Raw genomic sequence first — 21873 nt, 5'->3', positions numbered from 1 at the left:
GACCAGTCAGGAGCCTCGGGCTGCGGTGTTTCCCCGAAAACTATTCTGCGTGGCAGCGCTGGTCGATCGTCAGCGTGTATTGAACTTCCCCCACCCCGGCATCGTGGGAGCAGGGCCCCTCAGCGGCTCGGGAATGCGGGTCGAACCGAGCGGTGCCGGGAGGCCCTGTTGCCGTTGTCCTTCTGCGAACGGAACGTCTATTCAGCTGAGCGTGAAGTCGTCGGCGTAGACGTCGGCTTGGCCGTACCAGCCGTGGATGAAGACGGTGACGGCTCCGCTGCTGCCGGTGGTGAAGGTGACCGACAGCTGGTTCCAGCTCGTGTCGGTCGACCAGGTGCTGGCGCTGGCGCCGCCGCTGACCCCGATGTAGGCGTAGGGACCCTGGACCCAGCCGGTGAGCGTGTAGCTGTGGTTGGGGGACAGGGCGACGGTCTGGTCGCATTCACCGGTGCTGTTGGAGCTTGGGGTCACCTGGAGGCCGTGGCTGCCGGTGTGGACCGGGCTGGAGACCACTGTGCTGCCGCCCGTGCACGTCCAGGGACTGAGGCTGCCGGTTTCGAAACCGGCGTTGGTCAGCGAGCCCCCTCCGCCCCCGCCACCGCTGGTGGTGGTGACGGTGAGCGTGTACGTCGCGCTGTGGCTGCCGTTGGAGGCGGTGCCGATGACGGTGACCGGGTAGGTGCCCGCGGGGACGGACGAGCCGACCGTCGCCGTCAGCGTCGAGTTGCCGCCCGAAGTGAGGGAAGCGGGGCTGAAGGAGACGTTGACCCCGGAAGGCGCGCCGGAGGCGGAGAGGCTGACGGATTCTGCGCTGCCGGAGGTGACGGCCGTGGAAACGGTCGCGGTGGCGGAGCCGCCCTGGGCGACCGACGTGGAGCCTGGGGACAGGGACAGCGAGAAGTCGCTGGTCGCGCCGCCGCCCGAGGTACCCTCGTAGGGCACGAAAGCGTCCGTGAACGCGAGGCTGTTCTGGCTGATCTCGCTGCACGTGGACAGGGAGTTCGCGTTGGATCCGCACGGCTGGTCCCGGTTGACCGACCAGAACGCCAGGCGCCCGACGCCGTTCTGCGCGGCGAAGTTCTCGACCGTCTGGGCATCCGCCAGGGTGAACGTGGAACCGTCGTCGTTCTTGCCGATCATCGGGGTGATCCCGAGGTTGGCGTAGGTGTAGCCGGAGTCGACGGACTGCATCTGCGCCAGCGTAGCCTTGGCGGCGGCAACGGCGCCCTGGCCCATTTCGGTGCCCGTGCCCGCGTAGTAGTCCATGGCCATGATGTTGACCACGTCGATCTTGATGCCTGCACTCTTGGCGGCCTTGAGGATGTTGACGCCGTCGTTGGTCAGACCGCTCGTCAGCACCGGCAGGGTCATGGAGAACTGCAGGCCGGGGTTGGACGCCTTGAGGTCCTTCATCGCCTGCATCTGACGGGCGGCGGCTGCGGTGTCCGCGACGGCGGCGCCTTCGACGTCAAAGTCCAGCTGGGTGACGCCGTAGTCGTTGATGATGGCCTGGTATCCGGCGTCGATGCTGCTCTGGGCGGAGCAGGTCCAGGCGAGCGGCTCGCCGCTCGCGCCGCCGGACGAGATGATGACGGAGGCGCCCTCGGACTTCGCTTTGGCGATCTCGGGGTCGGTGTAGGAGTCGTTGCCGACGGGGAGGGTGTCGCCCCAGATCTGGTTGCAGCCTTCGCCGAGGACGAAGGCCGCGGTGTAGGCCTTCAGGTGGTGTCCGGTGATGGCGGTGTCAAGCAGGCCTTCCTGACTGTTCGACATGTCGACGTAAGGGGCTACGGAATAGACGCTGCTCGCCGCGGCGCTGCTGGTGGGGGCCAAAGCGAGGACCGCGCCGGCGGTCGTGAGCGTGAGAGCGCAGGCACAAGCGGCCAGTCTTGCCAGGTGCATGTCATGACCCCTTTCGGGGATAACCCTTGGGTGTGGACTGGTGGGGTGGTGCCGCTCAGGCCTGACGTTGGTACATACCAAACAGCTGGCCCGTCTCCACGTCAAGAGGACTAGACCAACTAGGGCGGAGTTGTTTCAACTTGCCGCCGTCGTCGTGGGACGAGGATGGTCGGGCTGTTGAACAGCTCGCGCTCCGCGGTGTTCACCATCGTCTGCGCGCCAGGCCGCTTGTAGTCCTCGGTTTCTGCGTTCCGGCCGAGCGGGCGCATCTGCGGGTGCCGATTAATCATCCGCGCAGCTCAGGCCGCATGTTGGTACTCGTGAAGGGTTCCGCCGAGTCGGTCGCGTCGGCAGTGCGGGTGCCGATAAAACATCCGGCCTGGTCAAGCGGCATATCGGTGCTCATGAAGGTTCGGCTGAGTCGGTCGCGTCGGCGGACCTCCAGGTACCTGATCTGCGCTGGCACGCTGATCGGTTCGCGTAGGGGGCGGAGCGGTGCGGCTTGCCCCAGGGCTTGGTGCGGCCGATGCCAGGTGTAGAAGGTCTCGAACTCGCGCCGGGCATGCCGGATGTCGACCCGTCTGCGGCGGCATTGCGTCAGGCCCCACGCCGGCTCGGCGTGGGGCAGCCGTGGACGGCGACAACACCGTCTTGTCCGTCGGTCAGCCGCTACTGCCATGGTCGGCCACCGTCTACGTGCCTTCGGCGCGGTTGCCGATCAGCGGGGCGCAGTGTTCGGATGCCGCTGGTAGTTCGCCTATTGCACTCGCCAGCTCGCGGGCGGCGCTGTCCAGAGATTGCTGGTTTGCCTGGAGAACCGTCCTCAGGTCCGGAAGGGCGGATGTTCGACGTCGATGTCGTGATCAGGCCGTGCCCGGGGTGCCGGCCTTGAAGGGGGCCGCCTGCACATGATCGAGGGGCGGTCCCAGGAGGACCGCCCCTGATGGGACATCAGTCCACTACACTCACCCGCACATCTGAGCAGGCCGGTCGTTGAAGTCCTGCTGGATTATCAGAGCTGGTAGAAGTCGGTGTAGTGGTTGGGCGAATACCAGACCACGCCGGTGTTGGAGTCGACTACGATCCGGTAGGCGTCCCGATGGTTGCCGCAGGCGCGCGGGTAGACGTCGTACTCGTAGAAGGTGTCACCGGAAGGCAACTGCCCGTCGTTGTTGTAGAACTCGCCGCCCGCGTAGCTGCACTGGCCGTCCGGCCAGTCGTACCAGCCCCGAGTGGTCGGGGAGCCGAGGTCGGACCAGGTCGAGCTGGCCGAGGCCGCGTCGGAGCATCCGTCGATGCTGCAGGAGCTGTAGACCGCCGCATTCGCGGCAGGGCTGTTGACTACGGACGCACTGAGCACGGACGCGATGGCGGCGATCAGCACCGCGAACCGCTTGGCCCAGGACAGCTGGGGACGTCGCAGAGTCAGCAAGGAACCCTCCAAGTAAAGCGAACATGGACATGACACTCTGATGGCTTTACGCGACAACCGGGTGTATCACCGGTTGCGGGGGAGGGGCAATTGCCTTGCGGTGCAGGCACATTATGCTTTACGCCCGCGAAGGGTCTGTACGGTCAACGGTGGATCTTCGAACAGGAAGTGACACCTGATGACAGACGTGATCGTCTCGGCTGAGGCCGTCGAGGAAGTGAAGCCCGCCGGGGCGCCGGATGCGCTGGATGACCAGTTGATCGGTCAGCTGGTGGACCGCGCGAAGGCTGGCGGGATGAAGTTGACCGGTGAGGGCGGGCTGCTGCAGCAGCTGACGAAGAGGCTCTTGGAGTCCGCTCTCGAGGGTGAGATCACCGATCATCTCGGCCACGAGAAGCATGAGAGGGCCGCCGACGGCAACACCCGCAACGGCACTCGTTCGAAGACCGTGGTGACCGAGGTCGGGCCGGTTGAGATCGAGGTCCCCCGGGACCGGGCGGGCAGCTTCGAGCCGCAGATCGTCAGGAAGCGGCAGCGCTCGCCGGGGCGGCGGTGACCGCTGTCGGACTCGTGCCGGTGCTGCTCGCCTGCGGCGCCGCGTACTTCCTCACCACGAATCTGGCTGGACTGCGGCCGGAATGGCGCGAGATAGACCGTACGCGCGGGCGGGACGTCCTGAAGCCGCATTCCAAGGAAGACGCCTCACAAGGCAGTGCGAATGTAGCGACGTGATGGTGCGCTTCCAACCCAATCGAGCGATAGCGCCACACCTGTTGCGCGCGGTAGCGTCCTCTGCACTGCAGCTGAGCTGCACCGATCCTCGGCGGATCACGCTGTACGACGGTTGACCCCGCTAGAAGCGACGATGTCGCCGTGGTCGGCGCTGTCCTGCCGCCTCACAGTCACGATGTCGCCGTCGCAGATCGCCGCATCGATCATGGAGTCGCCGGAGACTTGAAACCGACGAGTTCGCCGAATCTCGGAGGACTCTGCCTGGGAACCGGCGGCAATTCTGCCCTATCGCGTTGAGTCTGGCGTGGGTTCGCTCGCCTGTCCTGGGCAAGGTTCTTCCGTTGGCCGCATCGTCGGTCTGGCGTGCGGTGAAGACATCTACCTGACGTGGTGTGGCTCTCGGTGATCACGTGCGGGGGCAGCCTGGTCCGTGGCAGGATGACGGCCGTTGCCCCGCGAGGTCGACGCCGCGTAGGCGTCCGAAAGGGCTGCGTGCGAAGCGACGGGTGGGGGAGCTGAGACATGGTCGCTTTCTACTCCTCCGCGCTGGACGGAGTCGCCGCCAACCCGGCCCTTCCCACACCGCTGCTGCTGCGACTGATCGCCTTCGACGGCGAGGGCCACGGCCCTCCCTTCCAAGCCCTCCACCGGCCGGGGCTGCCCGAGCCGGCCGTGGCGGCTGTCCTCACCCACTCGGTCCTGGACGCGCGAGTCCAGTTCGCGATGAGCGGCCAGGCGGATGCCGAGCAGCGGGCCCGGCTCGCGGACGACCCCTCGCCCAAGGTGCGGGCCGCCGTCGCAAACGGACCCGAGTGGACCCACGATCACCGGACGAAGGTCCGTCCGCTGCCGGACGCCGTGTGTGGGCGTCTCCTAGAAGATCCCGAAACTTCCGTGCGGAGCGCGCTGTTGCACTCGCGCCACTTGGCGCCGTCCTTCCTCGCCTCCCTGGTCCGACATCCTGAGCCAGCCGCACGACATGCCGCCTTGCGCGTCTGGGACGAATTGACGCCGGACGGGCGTACCACGCTGCTCGACGACCCCGACCCCGAGGTACGGCGGTCTGCCGCGCTGTGCGCATGTCCTCACGACGCACGGCTCACGGCGGCGCTGCTCCGCGACCCCGCCGCCCTGCCTGAGGCGCTGAGCCAGGGGGTTCTCAATCGCGCGGACGCCGAGCGGTTCCTCGCCGAGGGCGTCCACCTGGTCGAACTCGCCGGCAATCCGTCCCTGCCGGCCGACCTCGTAGACCGTCTCGCCGTCGACCCCGACGACAGGGTGCGGTTCGCCGTCTCCCTCCGGCCCGAGCTGACCGAAGCCCAACGCGCGGCGATCGACTTCACAGTGGCCCTGCACGCACGGGGTGACGTGGACTGGGTGGCGGCTGGCATCGCTGATCAGGGCGTGCTGCACCGGGCCGCGACTTCCGCCCATCCTCTGCTGCGCCGCGCCGCGGCCCGCAGCCCCCATCTGCCGCCTGATCTCCTGCGGCTTCTGGCCGCGGACACGGATGTCGTCGTGCGCACCCACCTGGCCGTGCATCACCCCGACACCCCGGAGGAGGTCCTGATGAGCGTGTACGCACGGCTCGGCGGGACGTTCTCCGCTTGGATGGCGACCGGCCACCCCCGCTTCCCCCGCAAGGGGCTCGCCGCCCGCTTCGCGGACCATCCGGACGGGAAATACCGACAGCTGGCAGTCCGCGACCCCGCCGCCGGCCCCGACCTGATCGAGCGGCTCAGCCACGACCCGGACGTCTGGACGCGTCAGGCGGCGGCCCGCGACCCGCGCCTGCCGCACCCCCGGCTCCTCGAGGCCCTCGCCCTGCCCGAGTTGGCCTCCAGCGCGGGTGCCAACCCGGCCCTTCCCCCAGGTGAGATGGCCGTGGTCATGGACGAGGCCGGGGTGCCCGCATGACGGCGGGCACCTGGAGCGACGCGGGTGAGGCGCTTGCGGCCGATCTGCACCTGCAGCAGCACGGTCACCGGATAGGCCGGAGATCGGGTGTCGGTGCCTTCTGCCAGATGGCTAGAAGAGGCGGGCGCGCATGTGCTGCGTGAGGTTCTCGAGGATCTCGCGCAGCCACGGGCTGCGGACGGCTGGTAGCCGGACCAGGGTGTGCTGGAACACTCCCGGGTCGGCCCGGAACAGGTGACGGGGGCGTGGCGCGGGCGGGTCGTCGCGGAGGACGCCCTCGGGCATGCCGCCCGCCGCGGGGACGGGCAGGTACGGCTCGGGGGAGGCCAGCCACAGCCACACCCCGAACGGCAGCGGCACCAAGTAGGCCGATGCGGCCGGGCCGGCCGGGGTCCAGGTCTCCCCCGTCTGCGGATGGGCCGGCACGAGGAGGATGTCGGCGTCCGTGTCGGGGGCGGGCCGTCCCGGTCCGGCCAGGACGGCGCGCCGCGCTGGCGGAGCCGCGGGCAGCAGGGCGTCGAGGGCGCGTTGGAACACTTCCGCGATCAGGCCGTCCGGGACGGTCACCGGCCGGCCTTCTGAGGCTGCCAGCAGGTGGGCGAGTGCCCGGCCGGCTGCCGCCTCCCACTGCGGACTCCAGGACCACCAGTGCTTCGACCCCAGCCGTGATCCCCACGTGGCGATCGGCTCGAACGGTGGCGTGCCCTTTCCCTCCGCCGTCAGCTCCGCCCAGGAGAGCGGTGCGGCGTCAGCGTTGTCGACGAGGCGGCGGCGCACAGCGTTTGGGGCGAGCCATACCGCCTGCCAGAGCGAGCAGTCGTCGATCCGGCTCGCCACGGGCAGGCCACACGTCTCGCAGGCCATGTTGGGGCCATCGGCCCCGTCGAGGCCGCAGCAATAGCCGCCGCCCTCCTCCGGGATCAGCACGGTGCAGCGGGTATCTCCGGGTGTGATGACGATCGCGCCGGGCGCGCCGTCTGACAGGGCGTAGACCGGCGCATAAATGCCTCGAGCCGCCGCCTCGTTCGGATCGGTCTCCTCCCACGTTCGCCACGGCGGCCCCCAGGTCTCCGGGTCCACGGCGAACGTGCCCGGCTCCATGAGTACCGGTAGCTGAATACCATTCCCATACTTCTGATGGGCGTGAACCGGCAGGGCGACCTGGGACAGCGGGGTGGTCAGCCTGGCGCCGCACCCCGCACACACGAAAACGAACAAATGTCCTCCGCTGGGGAAACACGGGCATCGTCGCAGCTCGGCCGCGGCCAGCCAACGTGTTTTTCGTCCGCCGCGGGGCCGGATGTCGGCGTACATGTGAAATTGGCGTGTACGCCGACGCCGGAACGCCGCCACGGCGTGGAGCATCAGGTCCAGCGCGAACGGGTACCGGCTGTCGCCCAAGTCCAGGGCCGGCGATGCCTGAAAGTCGTTCTCGAACCCAGGCGTGCTTCATCCTGGTCTGGACCTCGCGGCCGCTGTCAGTGGCCTCTGTCAGGATTCCTCGGTCAGCACCATGATCGGGAGAGACTATGGGCACTTGGGACGTCGGCCCCTTCGACAACGACACCGCAGCGGACTTCTGCGGCGACCTTGACGAGGCAGCCGCAGGCGAACGCGAGGGCATCGTTCGCGGCGCTCTCACACGTGTGATCGACACTGCGGACTACCTCGAAGCGTCCGAATCGGATGTGGGCGTGGTCGCGGCCGCCCTCGTTGCGGCGCAATGTCCCGGAGGTGAGCCTGCCGATCCCGTTTATGGGCCGAAAGAGCCCCTTCCTGATCTCACCGGCCTGCGCGATCTCGCCCTCCGTGCCCTCGACCGGGTCCTGACCGAGCCGTCCGAGCTGATGGAGCTATGGGCCGAGTCGGATGGCGGCCCCTGGCGTGCGAACATCCGCCAGTTGCAGAACGTGCTCCTGCCACAGCCTCCCGGAGAACAGCCCAGCCTGATCTGACCCACCGCAACCGCTTCTCGAGTCCTACCTGAAAGGCCACCATGAGCTGGGACGTGCTCCTCCTCCGCCTGCCCGACGACGTCACCTCGATGCACGAGCTTCCCGCCGACTGCACTCCGGCCCCGTTGGGCCGGCAATACGACGTGCTCGCGGCTGTCACCCAGGCCGTTCCCGAAGTTGATCTCTCGGACCCCACATGGGGTGAACTTTCCGGCCCCACTTGGTCCATCGAACTCAACATCGGCTCAGAAGACCCGGTGGACTCGATCATGCTTCACATCCGGGGCTCCGGCGACGACGTGCTGGCACCCGTCTTCCGTCTTGCCGAGGCGCTGCGGTGCAAGGTGCTCGACTGCGTGGAAGGGGACCTGATCACTCCGGGGCAACTATCAGGCTGGCACGCCTTCCAGCAGTTCCGCGATCGAGTGTTCGGACCCGCTCAGTGATGCCTCGCGATCGCGGCACTGGCATGCGCCCCATGCACCCTGAAGCCCGATCGATCCTTGAGGGCCTGCTCCCGTCCGGTCGGATGATCACATCCGATGAAGGCGACGGAGACGTACAGCCCCTGTGGCTCAGTGACGGGCCGATCACGGCTGATCTGAGAACGGACGGCACCTGGCCATGAGTTTGGGAGGCAGCTGCCGGCGCGTCGGGATTCGAAATGTTCACGGGTTCGGACAGCACCAGCAGGCAGCGGTTCTGCTCAGTCGGCAGTGAGGATGCGGCAGATGTCACCCTCGGTGCAGGTGGCGGGGTCGGTTGCGGAGGCGGAGTGGGTCAGCTCGCGCAGCACGGCGCGGGTCGCCTCCAGTTCGGCGATCCGGTGCTCGACGTCGGCGAGGTGCCGATCGAGGAGCTCGGTGACGTGAGCGCAGGGCGGGAGGCCGTCATCGCGGATCGCCAGGACGTCGCGGATCTCGGCGAGGCGGAGGCCGGCCGCCTGGGCGGAGCGGATGAAGCCCACCCGGGCCGGGACGTGGGCCGGGTAGTCGCGGTAGCCGCCCGCGGTGCGGGGCGGGTCCGCCAGCAGCCCGGCCTGTTCGTAGAAGCGCAGGGTCTTGGTGGTGGTGCCGGTGGTGGCGGCGAGGGCTCCGATGCGCATACCTCCACCGTAGCCCTTGACCTTCCAGTGCAGTGGAAGGTCTACCGTGGGCCGCGTGACCTGGAGGTGCCGCTGATGCGCGTGGAGATGCTGATCGTCCCGGACTGCCCGAACGGCCCGGTGCTCAGGGAGCGGCTGGGGCTCGCCGTGGCCGGCCGTACCGACGTTGAGCTGACAGAGCACGTAGTCGACGACCAAGCGGAGGCCGAACGCCGGGGCATGCACGGATCGCCGACGTTGCTGGTCGACGGCCGCGACCTGTTCGCCGCCCCTGGTACTGCGGCCAGCGTGTCCTGCCGCCTCTACCGCGGCGCGGGCGGCCGGATCGGCGGAGCCCCGTCCGTCGAGGAACTGCGGCAGGTCCTCGGCACCGCCGCCGGTACTGCCGAGGCGGACCGGGCGGCCGGCCGAGCCGGGCGGGGCCGCCTCGCCCCGGCCGAGCGGGGCCTGCGGGCAGTGCAACGGGCTGTCCTGCGCTCCTTCGCCGCCACCGGTGCCCCGCCCGAGCAGTCCGAGCTGGAGGCGGCGGCCGAGCCCTTCGCCGTACCGGCCGCCCAGGTGCTCGCAGAACTGGCCGCCGAGGACTTCCTCACCCTGGACGACACCGGCAGGATCCAGGCTGCGTACCCGTTCTCCGCCACTGCCACCGAGCACGTTGTGCAGATCGCCGACGGGCCGACGGTGTGGTCGATGTGCGCGATCGACGCGCTCGGCATCCCGGTCATGCTGGGCGCCGACGCCGTCATCATCTCGACCGACCCGGTCACCGGCGAGCCCATCCGTGTGGAGTTCGCCGACGGGACAGCCACCTGGGAGCCGGCCACCACGATGGTCTACTACGGCGCCCGCCCCGGCACCGGCCCGGCCGCCGCCGTGTGCTGCGGCTACCTGCGCTTCTTCACCGACCGTGCCACCGCCGAGCAGTGGACTGGGAAGAACGCAGACATCAGCGGCGCCGTCTTGGACCAGGCCGAGGCCGAGCGCCTCGGCGCGGACATCTTCGGCCCGCTGCTCGTCGGACCCGCACGGTAAGCCGGCCCGCCATGAACCCGCCCCAACGCCGCGACCCGACCACCCCGAGAGGCACGGCTGCCCTGCTCGCGGCCGTCGCCGCCGCAGCCGTCGTCTGCTGTGCGGGTCCCGCTCTGATCGTCGCCGTAGCCTCGGGCGCACTCGCCGCCTGGCTCGGCAACTGGTGGGCGATCACCATCGCCGCGCTGTTGACCGCCGGGGCAGCAGCATGGTGGCTACGGCGCCGCCGACGGTCCTGCCACCCACCGCGTCCCCCTCAATGATCAGGATGCTCGGGCCCCGGCTCACCGGCGCCGCTACTGGCCGTTCGTCCTCCCCGCGGGCCCGGCCCAGGTGCTGTCGATTCTCGTGAACATCGAACACGCCGACCGCGGGGTGCCTCCCAAAGTGATGAACAACCGCTGTCGAAAAGTCACTGACATTGATCACGCCGCTCCCCGAGAAACGACTCCCGAAGTCACGACGAAACGACTCCCTCAGAAACTGACACAGCCACTCACGTCACCTTCGCCAGAACAGGTGGTGCGTCACACCACTCGAGCTGGGCGCGACCTCCAGATGGAACCGGTCGAGCAGTTCATCGGGGGACTCCCAGAGTCGCAGTCCGGACCCGAGCTTTACCGGCGAGACCGCCACATGCATGGTGTCGACGAGGTCGGCATCGAGGAACTGCCGGATGGTGGTGACCCCGCCGCCGAGTCGGACGTCCTTGCCCTGCGCCGCTTCCCGCGCCCGTTCGAGGACCGTGGCCGGGTCGCCGTCGACGAAGTGGAACGTGGTGTCGGAGAGCGTGAACGACGGACGCGTGTGGTGGGTCATGACGAACACCGGCGTGCGGAACGGGGGCTCCTCACCCCACCAGCCGCGCCACTCATGGTCCTGCCAGGGCCCGCGCTGGGGCCCGAACTTGTTACGGCCCATGATCTCGGCGCCGATGTTGCGTGCGAAGTCTCGCGTGAAGTAGTCGTCGAGGCCCCGGCTCCCCCCGGGATCCGTGCGCATGGGCCAGCTCGCCGTGGCTCCGGCCCAGGCGAACAGCCTCTCGGGATGGTCGAGGCCGAACGGCCGCTCGAGACTCTGGTACTCACCGGCACCGATTCCGTCACTCGAGACGTTGAAGTTCATGACTCTCAGCAGTTGATCCACGTGTTTCCTCGTCAGGTCCTGTCGCGTCCTCGTGTGGCGAGGCGCCGCACATCATGACGTCGAACGGGACGTGGCCGGATCGACAGCGGCCCGCAACTTTTTCCCAAGGCGTATCCAGACCCACCTACGCGAGATTGCCGTCCCTCCGTAGTGCGGCAGGACTTCCGCCGATCCGCCAGCTCGTCCTCCAGGCCCCAGCCCCCGTCATCGCGAAGGCCCTCAGGTACCACGACAAGACCGCCACCCGCCTGGTCACCGAGGCCGGCGGAACCTGGAGCCGATACGCCCCCGGCGACCACAGACGGTGAAGCGTAGATACTCACGCTGGGTCCGCTGAGCCTCGCTTGTCCTCAACGTGGACGATGAACAGGACCGGGCAGACCGAGTCGAGGGGCCGGTTCTGCCATTCGTTCATGCCGTCGATCACCTTGTCCGTGATCGTGGAGATGGTCGTCCTGGAGACTTCGGCGCCGTAGACCTCCGCGAGATGGGCGGAGATCTCCCCGTGGGTCAGGCCGCGGGCCGACAGCGAGAGCACCATCTCATCGACGCCGGTCAGCCGCCTTCTCTGAGGGTAACCGTGTGGCGCGAGGCGAGTCGAGATCACTTTGTGCAGCTCAGCGCCGGTGTGATCGACAGTATCGTGTGCAACACCTGTGGCGCCAATGCTGCATCAGGCAGGTCCTGGTTCGTGTCGCCGCGCGAACCGCGCACGAGCAACCTCGTGAGCGCTGCGCAGTAGCTGCACCACCGTGTCCGTTGTCCTCTCACCGGGATTGACGACGGAGATCCAGCCGAGCGCGCCGTATACCGGATGCGGCATCACAGTGTCGGCAGCTGCGTACTCGCGAGGACGGCTGATGCTGCGTGGCTCCTCTCCAGTGAGCTCCTGGAACATCGCACGGTCGACGTGGACGTTCACGCGCCAGCGGCCCGGAGGGTCGAGGTCGGAAGCGGCGTCGTCGGGGTAGTTCTTGGTGACGATCGTCCCGTAGGGCTGAACGTTCTTGGGCATCTGGCCGTCGGGGGCGTAGTAGAAGAACGCGTCCCCCCAGGCGAGTTCGGGGAAGTCGCCTCCCGGTTCCGGGATAAGCACGAGCGCGCCGTCGAGTCCTCGCACGGTCGCGATGATCTGTTCCATATCCATGGTTCAAGCATTACCTTCAAGTGCTTATGTGGGGTTGGCCGGTGGACGAGACCAGCAGCGGTTCGCGACGAGTACCGCTGAGAACAGTCGATGTCGCCAGAGAGTCGGGGTACTCGGTGCAACAGGTTCGCGACCTGGAGCGGCTGGGAGTCATTCCCCCAGCCGCTCGATCGAGCAACGGTTACCGCTCATACACATCAGCTCACGTGCATGCTCTTCGCGCCTATCGCGGACTCGCCGGTGCTGTTGGGCCTGTCGCAGCCCGGCAGATGCTCGCGGCGCTGCGGACGGAAACGATCGCTGCGGCAGCCTCGGCAATCAGCGCGGTGCACGTTCGGCTCGCGCGGGAACGGGACGAAACTCTGCGTGCTCAACAAGCGTTGCGTGCGATCCAGGATGAGACGAACAACCCGGAGTTCGAGCAGGAGAGCGACGCGATGACGATCACGCAGCTGGCCGCAGCGCTCGATGTCCGTCCCTCAACCCTGCGGTTCTGGGAGCTGGAAGGACTCGTCATCCCCGAGCGAGTGACGTCACTGCGAGCACGTCGATACGGGCTTGCAGCGATCAGAGCGGCCCGAATCGTCGCGGCCCTCCGTGGCACCGGTTACGGCATTCCCGCAGTGCGCGACATTATGGGTTCCCTGCACCAGCTCGACGGCCTGGGAGAAACGCAACGCATCCTGCAACAACGTCTTGACCAGATCGCCATGCGGACCGTGGCACTACTCCGAGCGGGCGCAGACTTGGCAGCCGTTGTCACGTCCGCTCAGGAACCGCCGATCGCCCGATAGACCCGGACCGCCTCGCGTGCTGACGATCCGGGTCGGTGACCGCCTCAGCCTCGTTGGTTCAGCGCTCTGGTCAGGTCCCGGTTGGCCTCCCTCGCGGCATCGAGATCGGATCGGGCCTCCTCCAACGCGGAGGTCAGTTCGACGTTGTGCTGCTCCAGCCTGGTGATCTTCCGTTGGAGTTCGTCGATGTCCGCTGGGGCTCCGAGCCCTGACTCCTGCCATGCCTGGGCTCCCAGCACCTGCGACAGTCGCTTCTCCAGCTGCTGAATGCGGGCGGTCAGGCGGGTGTTGCGGGCCTGGGCGTTGGCGAGGTCGGCCTGGAGCGAGGCTCTGCTCACCGGCGATCCGCCGGCCGGGTCTTGGGCTGCGGGTTCGAGTTCGGCGGCGTGGACGATTTCGAGCAGGTCGCGGTGGCGGTAGAGGAAGCTGCGGTCTACTCCGGCTTGCCGGGCGATGGCCGAGACGCTGATGAGGGTGCCGTTCTTCGCGGCGTTCTTGACCGCTGTGGCCACCCGCTGGCGGCGGCGCTCGGTGTCTGCCTGGCGGCCGTCGCGCATGGCGGGGATCACGGCAGCCTCCAGGGCCTGACATCGGGAAGTGGCTGGCGGACGCGGGGCATGCCCAGCATCACCACGCGGCCGCGGCGGACCACGGCGACGGCTTCCTCGATCTGGGCGCGTTCTTCTTCTGACAGGTCGTCCAGGTCCGCCTTGACCCGGTTGATCAGGCGTCGGACGCGGCGGATCTCCTCTTCGGAGGGTATGGCCTCACTGCGGGCCCAGTCGTCGGCCTCGAACACCGACAGGAGCCGCTCGCGGCTGCGGAGCAGATCAGAGAGGTAGCGCTCCAGGTCGGGAAGGTAGGAGACGTCGGTGCGGAAGTGGTCGCAGCCGACGCAGCGGAAGCGAAGCGGGCAACTCTGCCCGCCGGCTGCGACGTTGTGCGGTTCCAGGCAGATGCCGTAGGCCGTGGCGACTTCTCCGATGGCCCGCCGTACGTGTTCGGAGTCCAGCATTGCCTGTGCTTTGCGCCAGACGCGGTTGCCTCGACGGTCGAACTGCAGGGCGGTGACCCGGTCGACGGCCTCGCGCCGTCGTTCCTGGCTTACCCGGTAGTACCCCTGAGTTGTGGAGAGTTCGCGATGGTCCATCAAATCCATGAGCACGTCCGGAGCGATGTTGGCGTCCGCGTGCCGCTGGGCGAAGGAGTGCCGGTAGGCGTAAGGGAAGATCTTGGACTTGTCGAACGGCAGCATCTTCGTCACCAGCTGCCCGTCGGCCTCCACCACGACGGGCATCATGATGTCGGGCAAGCCGTCGACCCACGCCCGGTGGGCCTCGCCGATCGAGCCGATTGGCTTCGTCCCCTCGAGATTGGCCACCGGGCTCGGCAGCAGCTTGAGTCTGCTGGTCGGAGTATTGGGGAAGCGTTCGCGTACCCGTTCCTGCTGGGCCGTGATCACGGCGGCAGTTGCCTTCGCGATCGGCAGACGGCGCCCCAGCCGGTAGTTCTTGGAGTTGTCGTAGAGCAGGACGAGGTTGCCGTCCGGATCCTTCGTCAGGCAGTCCAACGGCAACGTGCTGATCTCGTCGGGGCGCCTGCCAGTATCGATCAACAACTCGGTCGCGACCCGGAACTCGCGGTTGCTGCTCTTCTCCAGCAGATCGAGGTTGTCGCAGAGCTCCCGCATCACCTCGTCCGGCAGGTCGCGGCCGGCCTCGGTGTCCTCGGGCTCGTCCGGGATGTCCTCCACGGACAGCGCGAAGTCGGCTGGCAGGCCCTCCATCACCTGGCCGGCGCCGGTGAGGCCCATGACGCGGATACGGTTCACGATCTTCCGGACGTAGCGGATCACGTTGACCCGGTGATGAGCCCCGAAGACGCCGGTCTCGGCGAGGAACGCGATCCGGTTGCAGAAACTGACCATGTCCGTACGACTGAGGAGTCTCAGCTGTTGTCCTTCGTCCTCGCGTTGCAGCCGCAGGCTGTCCGAGAGCTGTTCCATCCCGCGGATCATGTTCTGCATGGAGGACGCGACGTTTCGGCCGCGCCGCCGAGGGAGTTCGTCATAGGCCCAGACTTTGACCGCTTCGCGGAGGGGCCGCTGATGGATCTTGGTGAAGTTGAGGGTGCGGCTGTGGCCGAAGATGACCAAGTCCCATACGTCCTTGAGGCGTTCGGTCTCCGGGGACGATCCCAGCCGACGCAATGCGATCCGGGCGCCCCTGATGATCATCTGGAGGTCGGTGGTCATCCCTGTTTGCTTCAGGTCTGCGTCTTCAAGGGTCTCCAGGCTGGGGATCTGAAGGAGGCGTATCCGGTCGCAGATCTGCCTGAACCGGTGATCGCGAGTCTTCACGTCACGCGCGGTGCGGACTTGGAGGCAGTAGAGGAGTTCGGCGACCAGCCGGTCGGGTAGGCCGCGCAAGCTGACCTCGCGGTCAACGGCCACCGCTGGCGTTGTCAGACGCCAGCGCTCTTCGTCACCGTTGAAGTTCCCGCTGCGCCGCTCGATGCCGAGCCGTGTGGCGTGCACGTCGCAGTAGAGGCGTCCCTCTCGGCCTCGCGCTCGGTAGCAGGAGGCGACCTGGCAGGGCCCGATGCTGGGCATCGGCCGCAGATTCGGGCGCTTGAGGAAGTCCTCCAGCGTCAGGTCGCTGGATCTTGACCAGTGGTATTCATGTGCGGGACACACACGGACGGCAACCGTCCGCCGTGGCCGTTCACAGTCCGGCACCTCACACAGCTTCTGCCCGATACTCCGAAAACTGCCAGTCCGGCCCCTGGCTGTGAACTCCTCCAAGGAGAGGTCGGCCCCGGACTGCTTCCAGCGGTTCATGCAGCCCGCGCATACCGGCTCGCTGACCGGAGTGCCCTTTAGCTTGGCGTTTATCCTGGCAGGTCACCCGACCTGCTGATCTGCGGTTCTTCCCGGGACAGCAGGGGCGGCCGTCCTCCACGCTTCGAGATGTCGAGTCACGAAGCACGAGAGAACGGCCGCTGCGTATGAGTCTCCCGGTCGACGCGCCCGCAGGCGACGTATTGGGCATCTTGTCCCGCTTTCGGGTCGAGTTCTACGAATGCCTCTACGCTCGCCAGGACGCGCTCTTCGAGCTCACGGACGCGGTGCTGTGCGCGGACGGGCCGGTGAAGACCCTGGTCGAGCTGTCGCTGGCGGTCGAGCACCGGCGCGGGCATGGCGCGTTGTACGCGGCATTGGACCGCGGTTGGCTGGAGCCGACGCGGTTGCGCCGCACGCTGGCCGGCCTGCCGCTGCCGAAGGCGGCCGACGGGCGGATCGTGCTGGCCGTGGACGTGAGCAACTGGCTCCGCCCCGATGCCCCGACCAGCGACGATCGGCTGTTCTGCCACGTCTACGGACGTGGCGACCGCAAGACGGACCAGTTCGTGCCGGGCTGGCCGTACTCCTTCGTTGCCGCACTGGAGTCCGGCCGCACCTCCTGGGTCGCGCTGCTGGACGCCGTGCGCCTGGGGCCCGCCGACGACGCGACCGCCGTGACCGCCGCCCAACTACGCGACATCGTCGAGCAGTTGACGCAAGCCGGGCACTGGCGGCCGGGCGACCTGGAGATCCTGATCGTGATGGACGCCGGCTACGACGTCACCTACCTCTCCCACGCCCTGGCCGACCTGCCGGTCGTGCTGGTCGGGCGCCTGCGCTCGGACCGGGTCATGCTCCGCGACCCAGGCCCGGTCCGCCCCGGGCCGAAGGGCGGGCGGCCCCGTCGGCACGGCGGCGTCCTCACCTTCGCCAAGCCCGACAGCTGGCACCAGCCCGACGTCACCACCAGCACGGACACCACCCACTACGGCAAGGCCGAGGCGATGGCCTGGGACCGGATGCACCCCAGACTCACCCACCGCGGCCCATGGCTGGACCACGCCGAGGAGGAACTGCCCGTCCTGCACGGCACGTTGGTGCGGCTACAGGTCGAGCGCCTGCCGGGCGACCGCAACCCGAAACCGGTCTGGCTGTGGTGCTCAGCCATCGCCGCGACGCCGGCGGACGTGGACCGCTGGTGGCAGTCGTTCCTCCGCAGATTCGATCTTGAGCACACCTTCAGGCTCCTGAAGCAGACGCTCGGCTGGACCGCCCCGAAGGTCCGCCACGCCGACAGCGCCGATCTGTGGACCTGGCTCGTCATCGCCGCCCACACGCAGCTCCGCCTCGCCCGCCCCCTCGCCGAGGACCTGCGCCGTCCCTGGGAGCGACCCGCTGAGCCCCGCCGCCTCACTCCCGCACGCGTCCGCCGGGGGTTTCGCAACGTCCGCGCGACGGCGGCGAGGCTGTCGCACAACTTCCACATGGGTGGAGTCAAGAGCGATTTGATGTTCGGTTCCGGCTCTCACGCGGGTGTTGGAATCTTGGCTCGTGGGGCGGAACTTCCTGTTGTGCGACCGTGAACGTGACCTCGAGATGCCGCGGGATGTCCGGGAGTGGCTGCCTCCCGAGCACCTGTGCTGGAAGGTGCTGGACGTCGTTGGAGAACTCGATCTTTCAGCGTTCGAGAGCGGCTATCGCACCGACGGGCAGGGAGGGGCGGCCTACCCTCCGGCGAACCTGGTCGCGCTGATCCTGTACTGCTACAGCAAGGGAGTGCGCTCCACCCGCCGTATCGAGCAATCCTGTTGGGATGATGTGGGCTGCCGGATCATCACCGCGAACCGCAGAGTGGATCACTCCACCATCGCGCGGTTCGTCGGGCGCCACCGTGCTGCTTTGAAGTCGATGTTCGTGCAGGTGCTCGCGCTGTGCGACCGGCACGGTCTGGTGGATCTCTCGGCAGTGGCCGTGGACGGCTCACCGATGGACGCGAACGCATCCCGCGACTCCAACCGGCGCCTGCATCGCCTTGAGGCGATCATCTCCCAGTGCGAAGGCGAGATCGACGCGCTGCTGGAGGACGCACTCGAGCATGCGCGAACCGTCGAGGCCGACGACTTCGAAGGAACCGAGAGCGGTACCGGGTCAGATGGCTGGCCTCGTCTGTCCCGCCTGTGTGACCGGCTCACGCGGGCCCGGTCGGCCCGGGACAAGGTGTATGACCGAGCCCTGCCCTCACCAGGCGAGATCAGGATCAAGGTCGAGGCCGCGGAGCGGATGGTGGCCCGGGCGAAGGAGCGCCTGGCCGCGGAGACCGCTGCTCACCAGGAGAAGCTGAGGAAGTACGAAGCGCGGGCGGCAGCAGACCTGACAGCAGGCCGCCGCGGGGCGAACGGCCGCCCGCCGGTCTCGATGGAGCACAAGACCGCCCTCGTCCGGCAGCGGGCCAGGCTGGTGAAGGCGCGGGCCTGGCTGGAGCGGGCCCGCAATCCGCGGCCGGTCCCCTCACCGGAGTCCCGTGCCTGCCTGAGTGATCCCGACTCGCGGTTGATGCTCAGCAAACGCGGAGGCTACCTGCAGGGCTACAACCTGCAACTCGCCTGTGCACGCAACCAGTTACTGCTCGCGATCGAAATTCAGGACAGCCCTTCCGACATGACGGCCCTCGTCCCCATGGTCACGCAGATCCAGCGTAACTGCATCGCGGCCGGGATCGTGAACGAGGTCCAGGCATGGCTCGCCGACTGCGGATATGCCTCCGCCGCCAACTTCGAAGCACTCGCCGGCCTGCCCCTGCTCGTCGCAGTGGCCCGGGAAGGATCGGACAGCGGCCCCGTCCCACAAGACAAGAGCACCATTCCCGCAGGCCAGCGCGAGATGGCCGACCGGCTGGACACCCCTGCGGGCCGGACTCTCTACAAGCGGCGTGGCGCCTTGGTGGAGCCAGGCTTCGCCCAGCTGTTCCAACGATTCGGACGTCACCTTAACTACCGGAGCACCGACAGAGTGGACACCGAGATCAAGCTTCTCGGCACAGTCCACAACCTCAACGAGCTCCTCAACCACACAGCCGAAACTCGCTCTTGACTCCCCTCATGCGGAAGTCGTGCGACAGCCTCCGGCCCGTCCGGCGGCCGCACCGAAACCGTCCAAGCCGGGCCCGGGACGGCCTCCCGGCTCGAAGAACAAGCACCGGGCCAAGCGCCACGACGTCGGCAAGACCGTCAAACGCGCCGAGTCGATCAAGGAACACAAAACCCGCCGAGGATAAACGCCAAGTTTAGAAGCTGTTGCTGTACCGATGTTGGCGTCTGTCGCTCGAACGTGAGTCCCGGTGACGTTCCTCGGCTGGGTGGTCTTCGGCAGGGCGGCGCATGAAGGCAGGGCCTCTTGGTAGCTCGAAGGTTGTTGAAGCCACGAGCAGCCCCAGGAGGCCCTGCTGTTGCAGTGTTTCGCGTTCGCGGCCACGGAGTCCACCTCGTGTCGACGACGCGTGAGGCGGCCTGACCCTCTGACGGCGGATATCAGCTCGTCAGCTGTGAGACGCCGATGATCTGGTCCTTCGGCGGAGCCTGGACGGTGACGGGGTCGTCGTAGCGGGAAAAGAGCGCCGTGCCGGCGTCCTTGCCGGTAGGCCTTGCGATCTTCAGCGGATACGGCGTGCCGGTCGCTGCCACGTAGAGGTACATCAACGAGCCGTCGGTGTCACGGCCCTTCAGTACCACCGTTGGCACTCCGCCCATCGTCGCGGTGCCGGACTTGGCGATGTCGTTTTCGTTGTCGTCCGTCGCTACCTCCTTGAGGAAGGCGTTCAGGTCGCAGAACTTCGCCAGGTCCTTCATGTCCGCCGAGGATGTGAGGTTGAGCCACTTCCCCGCGAGCCGCTTCCTCGCGGCGGCGGGGACGCCCATTGCTGTGATCATGGCCTGGTCGGGCTGCATCAGGACCTGCCCGTCCGACTTGATCATGTGGAAGCTGCCCTGGGCGCCCATGCTCAGCCGGTTGTCGCAGTGGCCCACCCGGTCCATCCTCATGGTGCCGCTCGTTTTGCCGTTTCCCTTCGATTCGAGGGTTATGGTCAGCGACGAGGCATGCTTCAGTGCATTCTCCGCCTTGTCGGAGATCTGCTGGGCGGTGAGACCGGTGAGCTGCGAAGTCGGCGCCGTTGAGGGCGCCGCGGGGGTGCCGCCCACTTTGGCGGAGGCCGCGGTATGGGACCCGCACCCCGTGGCGAGTGCGGTGAGTGCGGTGCAGGCAAGGGTGGCGGTGAGGAACCGCAACGGGCGCATTCTGCCTCTTTCTGGATCAAGTCTGTGACCGGCCTGAGAAGGCGGCACGAGAAGGTAACACGGCTGTCTGGGGTGCCCATTGCCCTGCGTTATCGGGCACTGATCCGCCGACAAGGAAACGCTCATCCCGGTCCCGCCACCTGCGTCAGCACCGTAGGCACCTACGTCCAGCACACGCCGATCGCGGAGAGCTGTTGTCGTTCCGATCTTGAGAGGTGCGCGTCGAACGGCAGTCTCGATCGGGTGATCGCAGCTGGCCGCGGGCATGAGAACAGGGCCTCTTGGTAGCTCAGGGTTACGAAGCCAACCGAGATCCGGGAGACCCTGTTGCCGCAGTTGTACGTGCTCGCGCCGGTGGAGTTCAACTCGGCTACACCCACGTGTGATTGTGTCGCTCACCGGTTCGGGAATGCGGCCGATCAGCCGGAACGCGTTCGGCGGTATCCCTCGGACATGACGGACGCGGAGTGGGTCGTGGTCCGGCCGCTGCTGCCGGTGCCGGGCTGGATGCGAGGCCGCGGCGGGCAGCCGGAGGCGTACTGCCACCGCGCGATATTGGACGCGATCCGCTACCTCGTGGACAACGGCATCAAGTGGCGCGCCATGCCGGCCGATTTCCCGCCGTGGGACCGGGTATACGCCTTCTTCCGCCGCTGGCGCGACCATGGCCTGGTCAAGGAGTTCCACGACCGGCTGCGCGCGCGGGTCCGCGAGAAGCTGGGCAAGGATCCCGAGCCGACGGCCGGGGTGATCGACTCGCAGTCGGTCAAGGCGGATGCTGTCGTCGGCGCCGACAGCCGCGGCTACGACGGCGGCAAGCAGATCAACGGGCGCAAGCGGCACGTCGTGGTCGACACCCTCGGCCTGCTGCTCGGCGTGATGGTCACCAGCGCGGACGTCGGCGACCGCACCTCCGCGCAGGTCCTGCTGGCGCGGGTGGCCGACGCGCACCACCGCCTCGCCCTCGTCTGGGCTGATGGCGGCTACACCGGCAGCCTCGTCGAGCACTGCCTGGCCACGTTCGCGCTGGTGCTGGCGATCGTCAAGCGCAGCGACGACGTCAAGGGCTTCGTGGTGCTGCCCAAGCGGTGGATCGTCGAGCGTCTGTTCGCCCACCTCATGCGCAGCCGCCGCCTGGCCCGGCCGAGCAGCAGCACGATCAGCCGGTCCCGGGCGTTGCGGCACTCCACGAACATCGCCACAAGCTCGTCGTCGGAGGCCCGGTCCACCTCCGCCTCCGGCTCCTGCACCCGGTGGACGGCCCGCAGCCGGTAGGACAGACCGGAGTCCTCACCCTGGGCTTCCAGCGGCAGGTCCCGGCTGTCGGCCAGCTCGTATATCTGCCCGAGCACCGAGCGGGGCGCCTCGCCCACCGACACGGCGTACGACAGCAGCCCACGCACCGCAGTCAGCACCCCGTTGATCCGCCGTTCCCTCCGGGCCGGCTCGGCCCCTGGCCCCAGCACCACCGAGGCTGGTTCACCGTCCGGCGTCGACGGCGTGTACTTCAGCCAAACCATGAACAGGCCCATGTCCCGGGCCGCTTGCGGCCATTGTCGCCCCGTGATCCAGCACCA

Annotated in this window: 17 protein-coding genes and 6 pseudogenes; 12 read left to right on the top strand and 11 right to left on the bottom strand. The window is 67.8% G+C overall.

Annotated elements, in window-relative coordinates:
- Window positions 1-201 precede the first annotated feature (201 nt).
- Both OG747_RS49310 and OG747_RS49305 read right to left on the bottom strand, forming a co-directional pair.
- Window positions 202-1902 (bottom strand): carbohydrate binding domain-containing protein, encoded by a 1701-nt coding sequence (locus OG747_RS49310; RefSeq protein ID WP_331744298.1) that lies wholly within the window; start codon window positions 1900-1902, stop codon window positions 202-204.
- Window positions 1903-2914: 1012 nt separating this feature from the next.
- Window positions 2915-3334 carry a ribonuclease domain-containing protein gene (locus OG747_RS49305; protein ID WP_331744303.1) on the bottom strand — a complete coding sequence of 140 codons (420 nt, stop codon included), beginning with the start codon at window positions 3332-3334 and terminating at the stop codon, window positions 2915-2917.
- Between the two features lie 178 nt (window positions 3335-3512).
- On the opposite strand from OG747_RS49305, the pseudogene OG747_RS49300 reads away from it, so the two are divergent.
- Both OG747_RS49300 and OG747_RS49295 read left to right on the top strand, forming a co-directional pair.
- A pseudogene (locus tag OG747_RS49300) lies at window positions 3513-3872 on the top strand (transposase); the annotation flags it as partial.
- Window positions 3872-4066 (top strand): annotated as a pseudogene (locus tag OG747_RS49295) (MFS transporter); the annotation flags it as partial. The pseudogenes OG747_RS49300 and OG747_RS49295, both read left to right, overlap by 1 nt.
- A 123-nt stretch (window positions 4067-4189) precedes the next feature.
- Here the strand turns inward: OG747_RS49295 and OG747_RS49290 are convergent.
- Window positions 4190-4291, bottom strand: a pseudogene (locus OG747_RS49290) (LexA family protein); the annotation flags it as partial.
- Between the two features lie 297 nt (window positions 4292-4588).
- Here OG747_RS49290 and OG747_RS49285 point away from each other — a divergent pair.
- Entirely contained in the window at window positions 4589-5983 is a 1395-nt protein-coding gene (locus tag OG747_RS49285; RefSeq protein WP_331744305.1) for a Mucin-2, read from the top strand.
- 111 nt (window positions 5984-6094) lie between these two features.
- Here OG747_RS49285 and OG747_RS49280 read toward each other — a convergent pair whose 3' ends face one another.
- Window positions 6095-7201, bottom strand: a complete 1107-nt coding sequence (locus tag OG747_RS49280) for a hypothetical protein (RefSeq protein ID WP_331744308.1) — start codon at window positions 7199-7201, stop codon at window positions 6095-6097.
- 311 nt (window positions 7202-7512) lie between these two features.
- Here OG747_RS49280 and OG747_RS49275 point away from each other — a divergent pair, with 311 nt between their 5' ends.
- Window positions 7513-7938, top strand: coding sequence for a DUF4259 domain-containing protein (locus OG747_RS49275; RefSeq protein WP_331744312.1), 426 nt, complete (start codon window positions 7513-7515; stop codon window positions 7936-7938).
- A gap of 41 nt (window positions 7939-7979) precedes the next feature.
- On the top strand, window positions 7980-8384 hold the full coding sequence (locus OG747_RS49270; RefSeq protein ID WP_331744316.1) for a hypothetical protein: 405 nt from the start codon (window positions 7980-7982) through the stop codon (window positions 8382-8384).
- A 260-nt stretch (window positions 8385-8644) separates the two neighbouring features.
- Here the strand turns inward: OG747_RS49270 and OG747_RS49265 are convergent, their stop codons facing one another.
- Window positions 8645-9043: a MerR family DNA-binding protein gene (locus OG747_RS49265; RefSeq protein ID WP_331744319.1), complete on the bottom strand. Its 399-nt coding sequence runs from the start codon at window positions 9041-9043 to the stop codon at window positions 8645-8647.
- Window positions 9044-9118: 75 nt separating this feature from the next.
- Here OG747_RS49265 and OG747_RS49260 point away from each other — a divergent pair, with 75 nt between their 5' ends.
- On the top strand, window positions 9119-10075 hold the full coding sequence (locus OG747_RS49260) for an alkylmercury lyase family protein (protein WP_331744321.1): 957 nt from the start codon (window positions 9119-9121) through the stop codon (window positions 10073-10075).
- Between the two features lie 11 nt (window positions 10076-10086).
- A complete protein-coding gene (locus OG747_RS49255; RefSeq protein WP_331744324.1) occupies window positions 10087-10338 on the top strand; it encodes an LPXTG cell wall anchor domain-containing protein in 252 nt (83 codons plus the stop codon).
- 238 nt (window positions 10339-10576) lie between these two features.
- Here OG747_RS49255 and OG747_RS49250 read toward each other — a convergent pair whose 3' ends face one another.
- From OG747_RS49250 to OG747_RS49240, 3 genes and pseudogenes are all read right to left on the bottom strand, one after another.
- Window positions 10577-11221, bottom strand: a complete 645-nt coding sequence (locus OG747_RS49250; protein ID WP_331744326.1) for a dihydrofolate reductase family protein — start codon at window positions 11219-11221, stop codon at window positions 10577-10579.
- A gap of 361 nt (window positions 11222-11582) precedes the next feature.
- Window positions 11583-11792, bottom strand: a pseudogene (locus OG747_RS49245) (transposase); the annotation flags it as partial.
- A 102-nt stretch (window positions 11793-11894) separates the two neighbouring features.
- Window positions 11895-12362, bottom strand: coding sequence for a DUF6194 family protein (locus OG747_RS49240; RefSeq protein ID WP_331745037.1), 468 nt, complete (start codon window positions 12360-12362; stop codon window positions 11895-11897).
- Window positions 12363-12394: 32 nt separating this feature from the next.
- Here OG747_RS49240 and OG747_RS49235 point away from each other — a divergent pair, with 32 nt between their 5' ends.
- On the top strand, window positions 12395-13162 hold the full coding sequence (locus tag OG747_RS49235) for a MerR family transcriptional regulator (protein ID WP_331745040.1): 768 nt from the start codon (window positions 12395-12397) through the stop codon (window positions 13160-13162).
- Window positions 13163-13206: 44 nt separating this feature from the next.
- Here OG747_RS49235 and OG747_RS49230 read toward each other — a convergent pair whose 3' ends face one another.
- Together OG747_RS49230 and OG747_RS49225 are read right to left on the bottom strand one after the other, a co-directional pair.
- A complete protein-coding gene (locus OG747_RS49230) occupies window positions 13207-13731 on the bottom strand; it encodes a DUF6262 family protein (protein ID WP_405886281.1) in 525 nt (174 codons plus the stop codon).
- Entirely contained in the window at window positions 13728-15773 is a 2046-nt protein-coding gene (locus OG747_RS49225) for a hypothetical protein (protein WP_331744333.1), read from the bottom strand. Before OG747_RS49225 ends, OG747_RS49230 begins: the two co-directional genes overlap by 4 nt.
- A gap of 395 nt (window positions 15774-16168) precedes the next feature.
- On the opposite strand from OG747_RS49225, the pseudogene OG747_RS49220 reads away from it, so the two are divergent.
- The 3 genes and pseudogenes from OG747_RS49220 to OG747_RS49210 form a co-directional block, all read left to right on the top strand.
- Window positions 16169-17458, top strand: a pseudogene (locus OG747_RS49220) (NF041680 family putative transposase); the annotation flags it as partial.
- A gap of 97 nt (window positions 17459-17555) precedes the next feature.
- Window positions 17556-19094 (top strand): transposase, encoded by a 1539-nt coding sequence (locus tag OG747_RS49215; protein ID WP_405886279.1) that lies wholly within the window; start codon window positions 17556-17558, stop codon window positions 19092-19094.
- A gap of 40 nt (window positions 19095-19134) precedes the next feature.
- Window positions 19135-19278 (top strand): annotated as a pseudogene (locus tag OG747_RS49210) (transposase); the annotation flags it as partial.
- Between the two features lie 253 nt (window positions 19279-19531).
- On the opposite strand, the gene OG747_RS49205 reads toward OG747_RS49210, so the two are convergent.
- A complete protein-coding gene (locus OG747_RS49205; protein WP_316732935.1) occupies window positions 19532-20296 on the bottom strand; it encodes a hypothetical protein in 765 nt (254 codons plus the stop codon).
- 453 nt (window positions 20297-20749) lie between these two features.
- Here OG747_RS49205 and OG747_RS49200 point away from each other — a divergent pair, with 453 nt between their 5' ends.
- Window positions 20750-21571 (top strand): IS5 family transposase, encoded by an 822-nt coding sequence (locus OG747_RS49200; RefSeq protein ID WP_405886277.1) that lies wholly within the window; start codon window positions 20750-20752, stop codon window positions 21569-21571.
- Window positions 21572-21873: the final 302 nt, after the last annotated feature.

Source organism: Streptomyces sp. NBC_01384 (assembly GCF_045040035.1).
Taxonomy (GTDB): Bacteria; Actinomycetota; Actinomycetes; order Streptomycetales; family Streptomycetaceae; genus Streptomyces.
Note: the sequence above shows the minus strand (reverse complement) of the source record. Positions and strands in the feature narration are given on the sequence as shown.

Excerpts from the sequence above, each read along its gene's own strand:
- OG747_RS49310 (WP_331744298.1), bottom strand. The coding sequence starts at position 1,902 with ATGCACCTGGCAAGACTGGCCGCTTGTGCCTGCGCTCTCACGCTCACG.
- OG747_RS49285 (WP_331744305.1), top strand. The coding sequence starts at position 4,589 with ATGGTCGCTTTCTACTCCTCCGCGCTGGACGGAGTCGCCGCCAACCCG.
- OG747_RS49275 (WP_331744312.1), top strand. The coding sequence starts at position 7,513 with ATGGGCACTTGGGACGTCGGCCCCTTCGACAACGACACCGCAGCGGAC.
- OG747_RS49270 (WP_331744316.1), top strand. The coding sequence starts at position 7,980 with ATGAGCTGGGACGTGCTCCTCCTCCGCCTGCCCGACGACGTCACCTCG.
- OG747_RS49265 (WP_331744319.1), bottom strand. The coding sequence starts at position 9,043 with ATGCGCATCGGAGCCCTCGCCGCCACCACCGGCACCACCACCAAGACC.
- OG747_RS49260 (WP_331744321.1), top strand. The coding sequence starts at position 9,119 with ATGCGCGTGGAGATGCTGATCGTCCCGGACTGCCCGAACGGCCCGGTG.
- OG747_RS49255 (WP_331744324.1), top strand. The coding sequence starts at position 10,087 with ATGAACCCGCCCCAACGCCGCGACCCGACCACCCCGAGAGGCACGGCT.
- OG747_RS49240 (WP_331745037.1), bottom strand. The coding sequence starts at position 12,362 with ATGGAACAGATCATCGCGACCGTGCGAGGACTCGACGGCGCGCTCGTG.
- OG747_RS49235 (WP_331745040.1), top strand. The coding sequence starts at position 12,395 with ATGTGGGGTTGGCCGGTGGACGAGACCAGCAGCGGTTCGCGACGAGTA.
- OG747_RS49225 (WP_331744333.1), bottom strand. The coding sequence starts at position 15,773 with ATGCCCAGCATCGGGCCCTGCCAGGTCGCCTCCTGCTACCGAGCGCGA.
- OG747_RS49205 (WP_316732935.1), bottom strand. The coding sequence starts at position 20,296 with ATGCGCCCGTTGCGGTTCCTCACCGCCACCCTTGCCTGCACCGCACTC.
- OG747_RS49200 (WP_405886277.1), top strand. The coding sequence starts at position 20,750 with ATGACGGACGCGGAGTGGGTCGTGGTCCGGCCGCTGCTGCCGGTGCCG.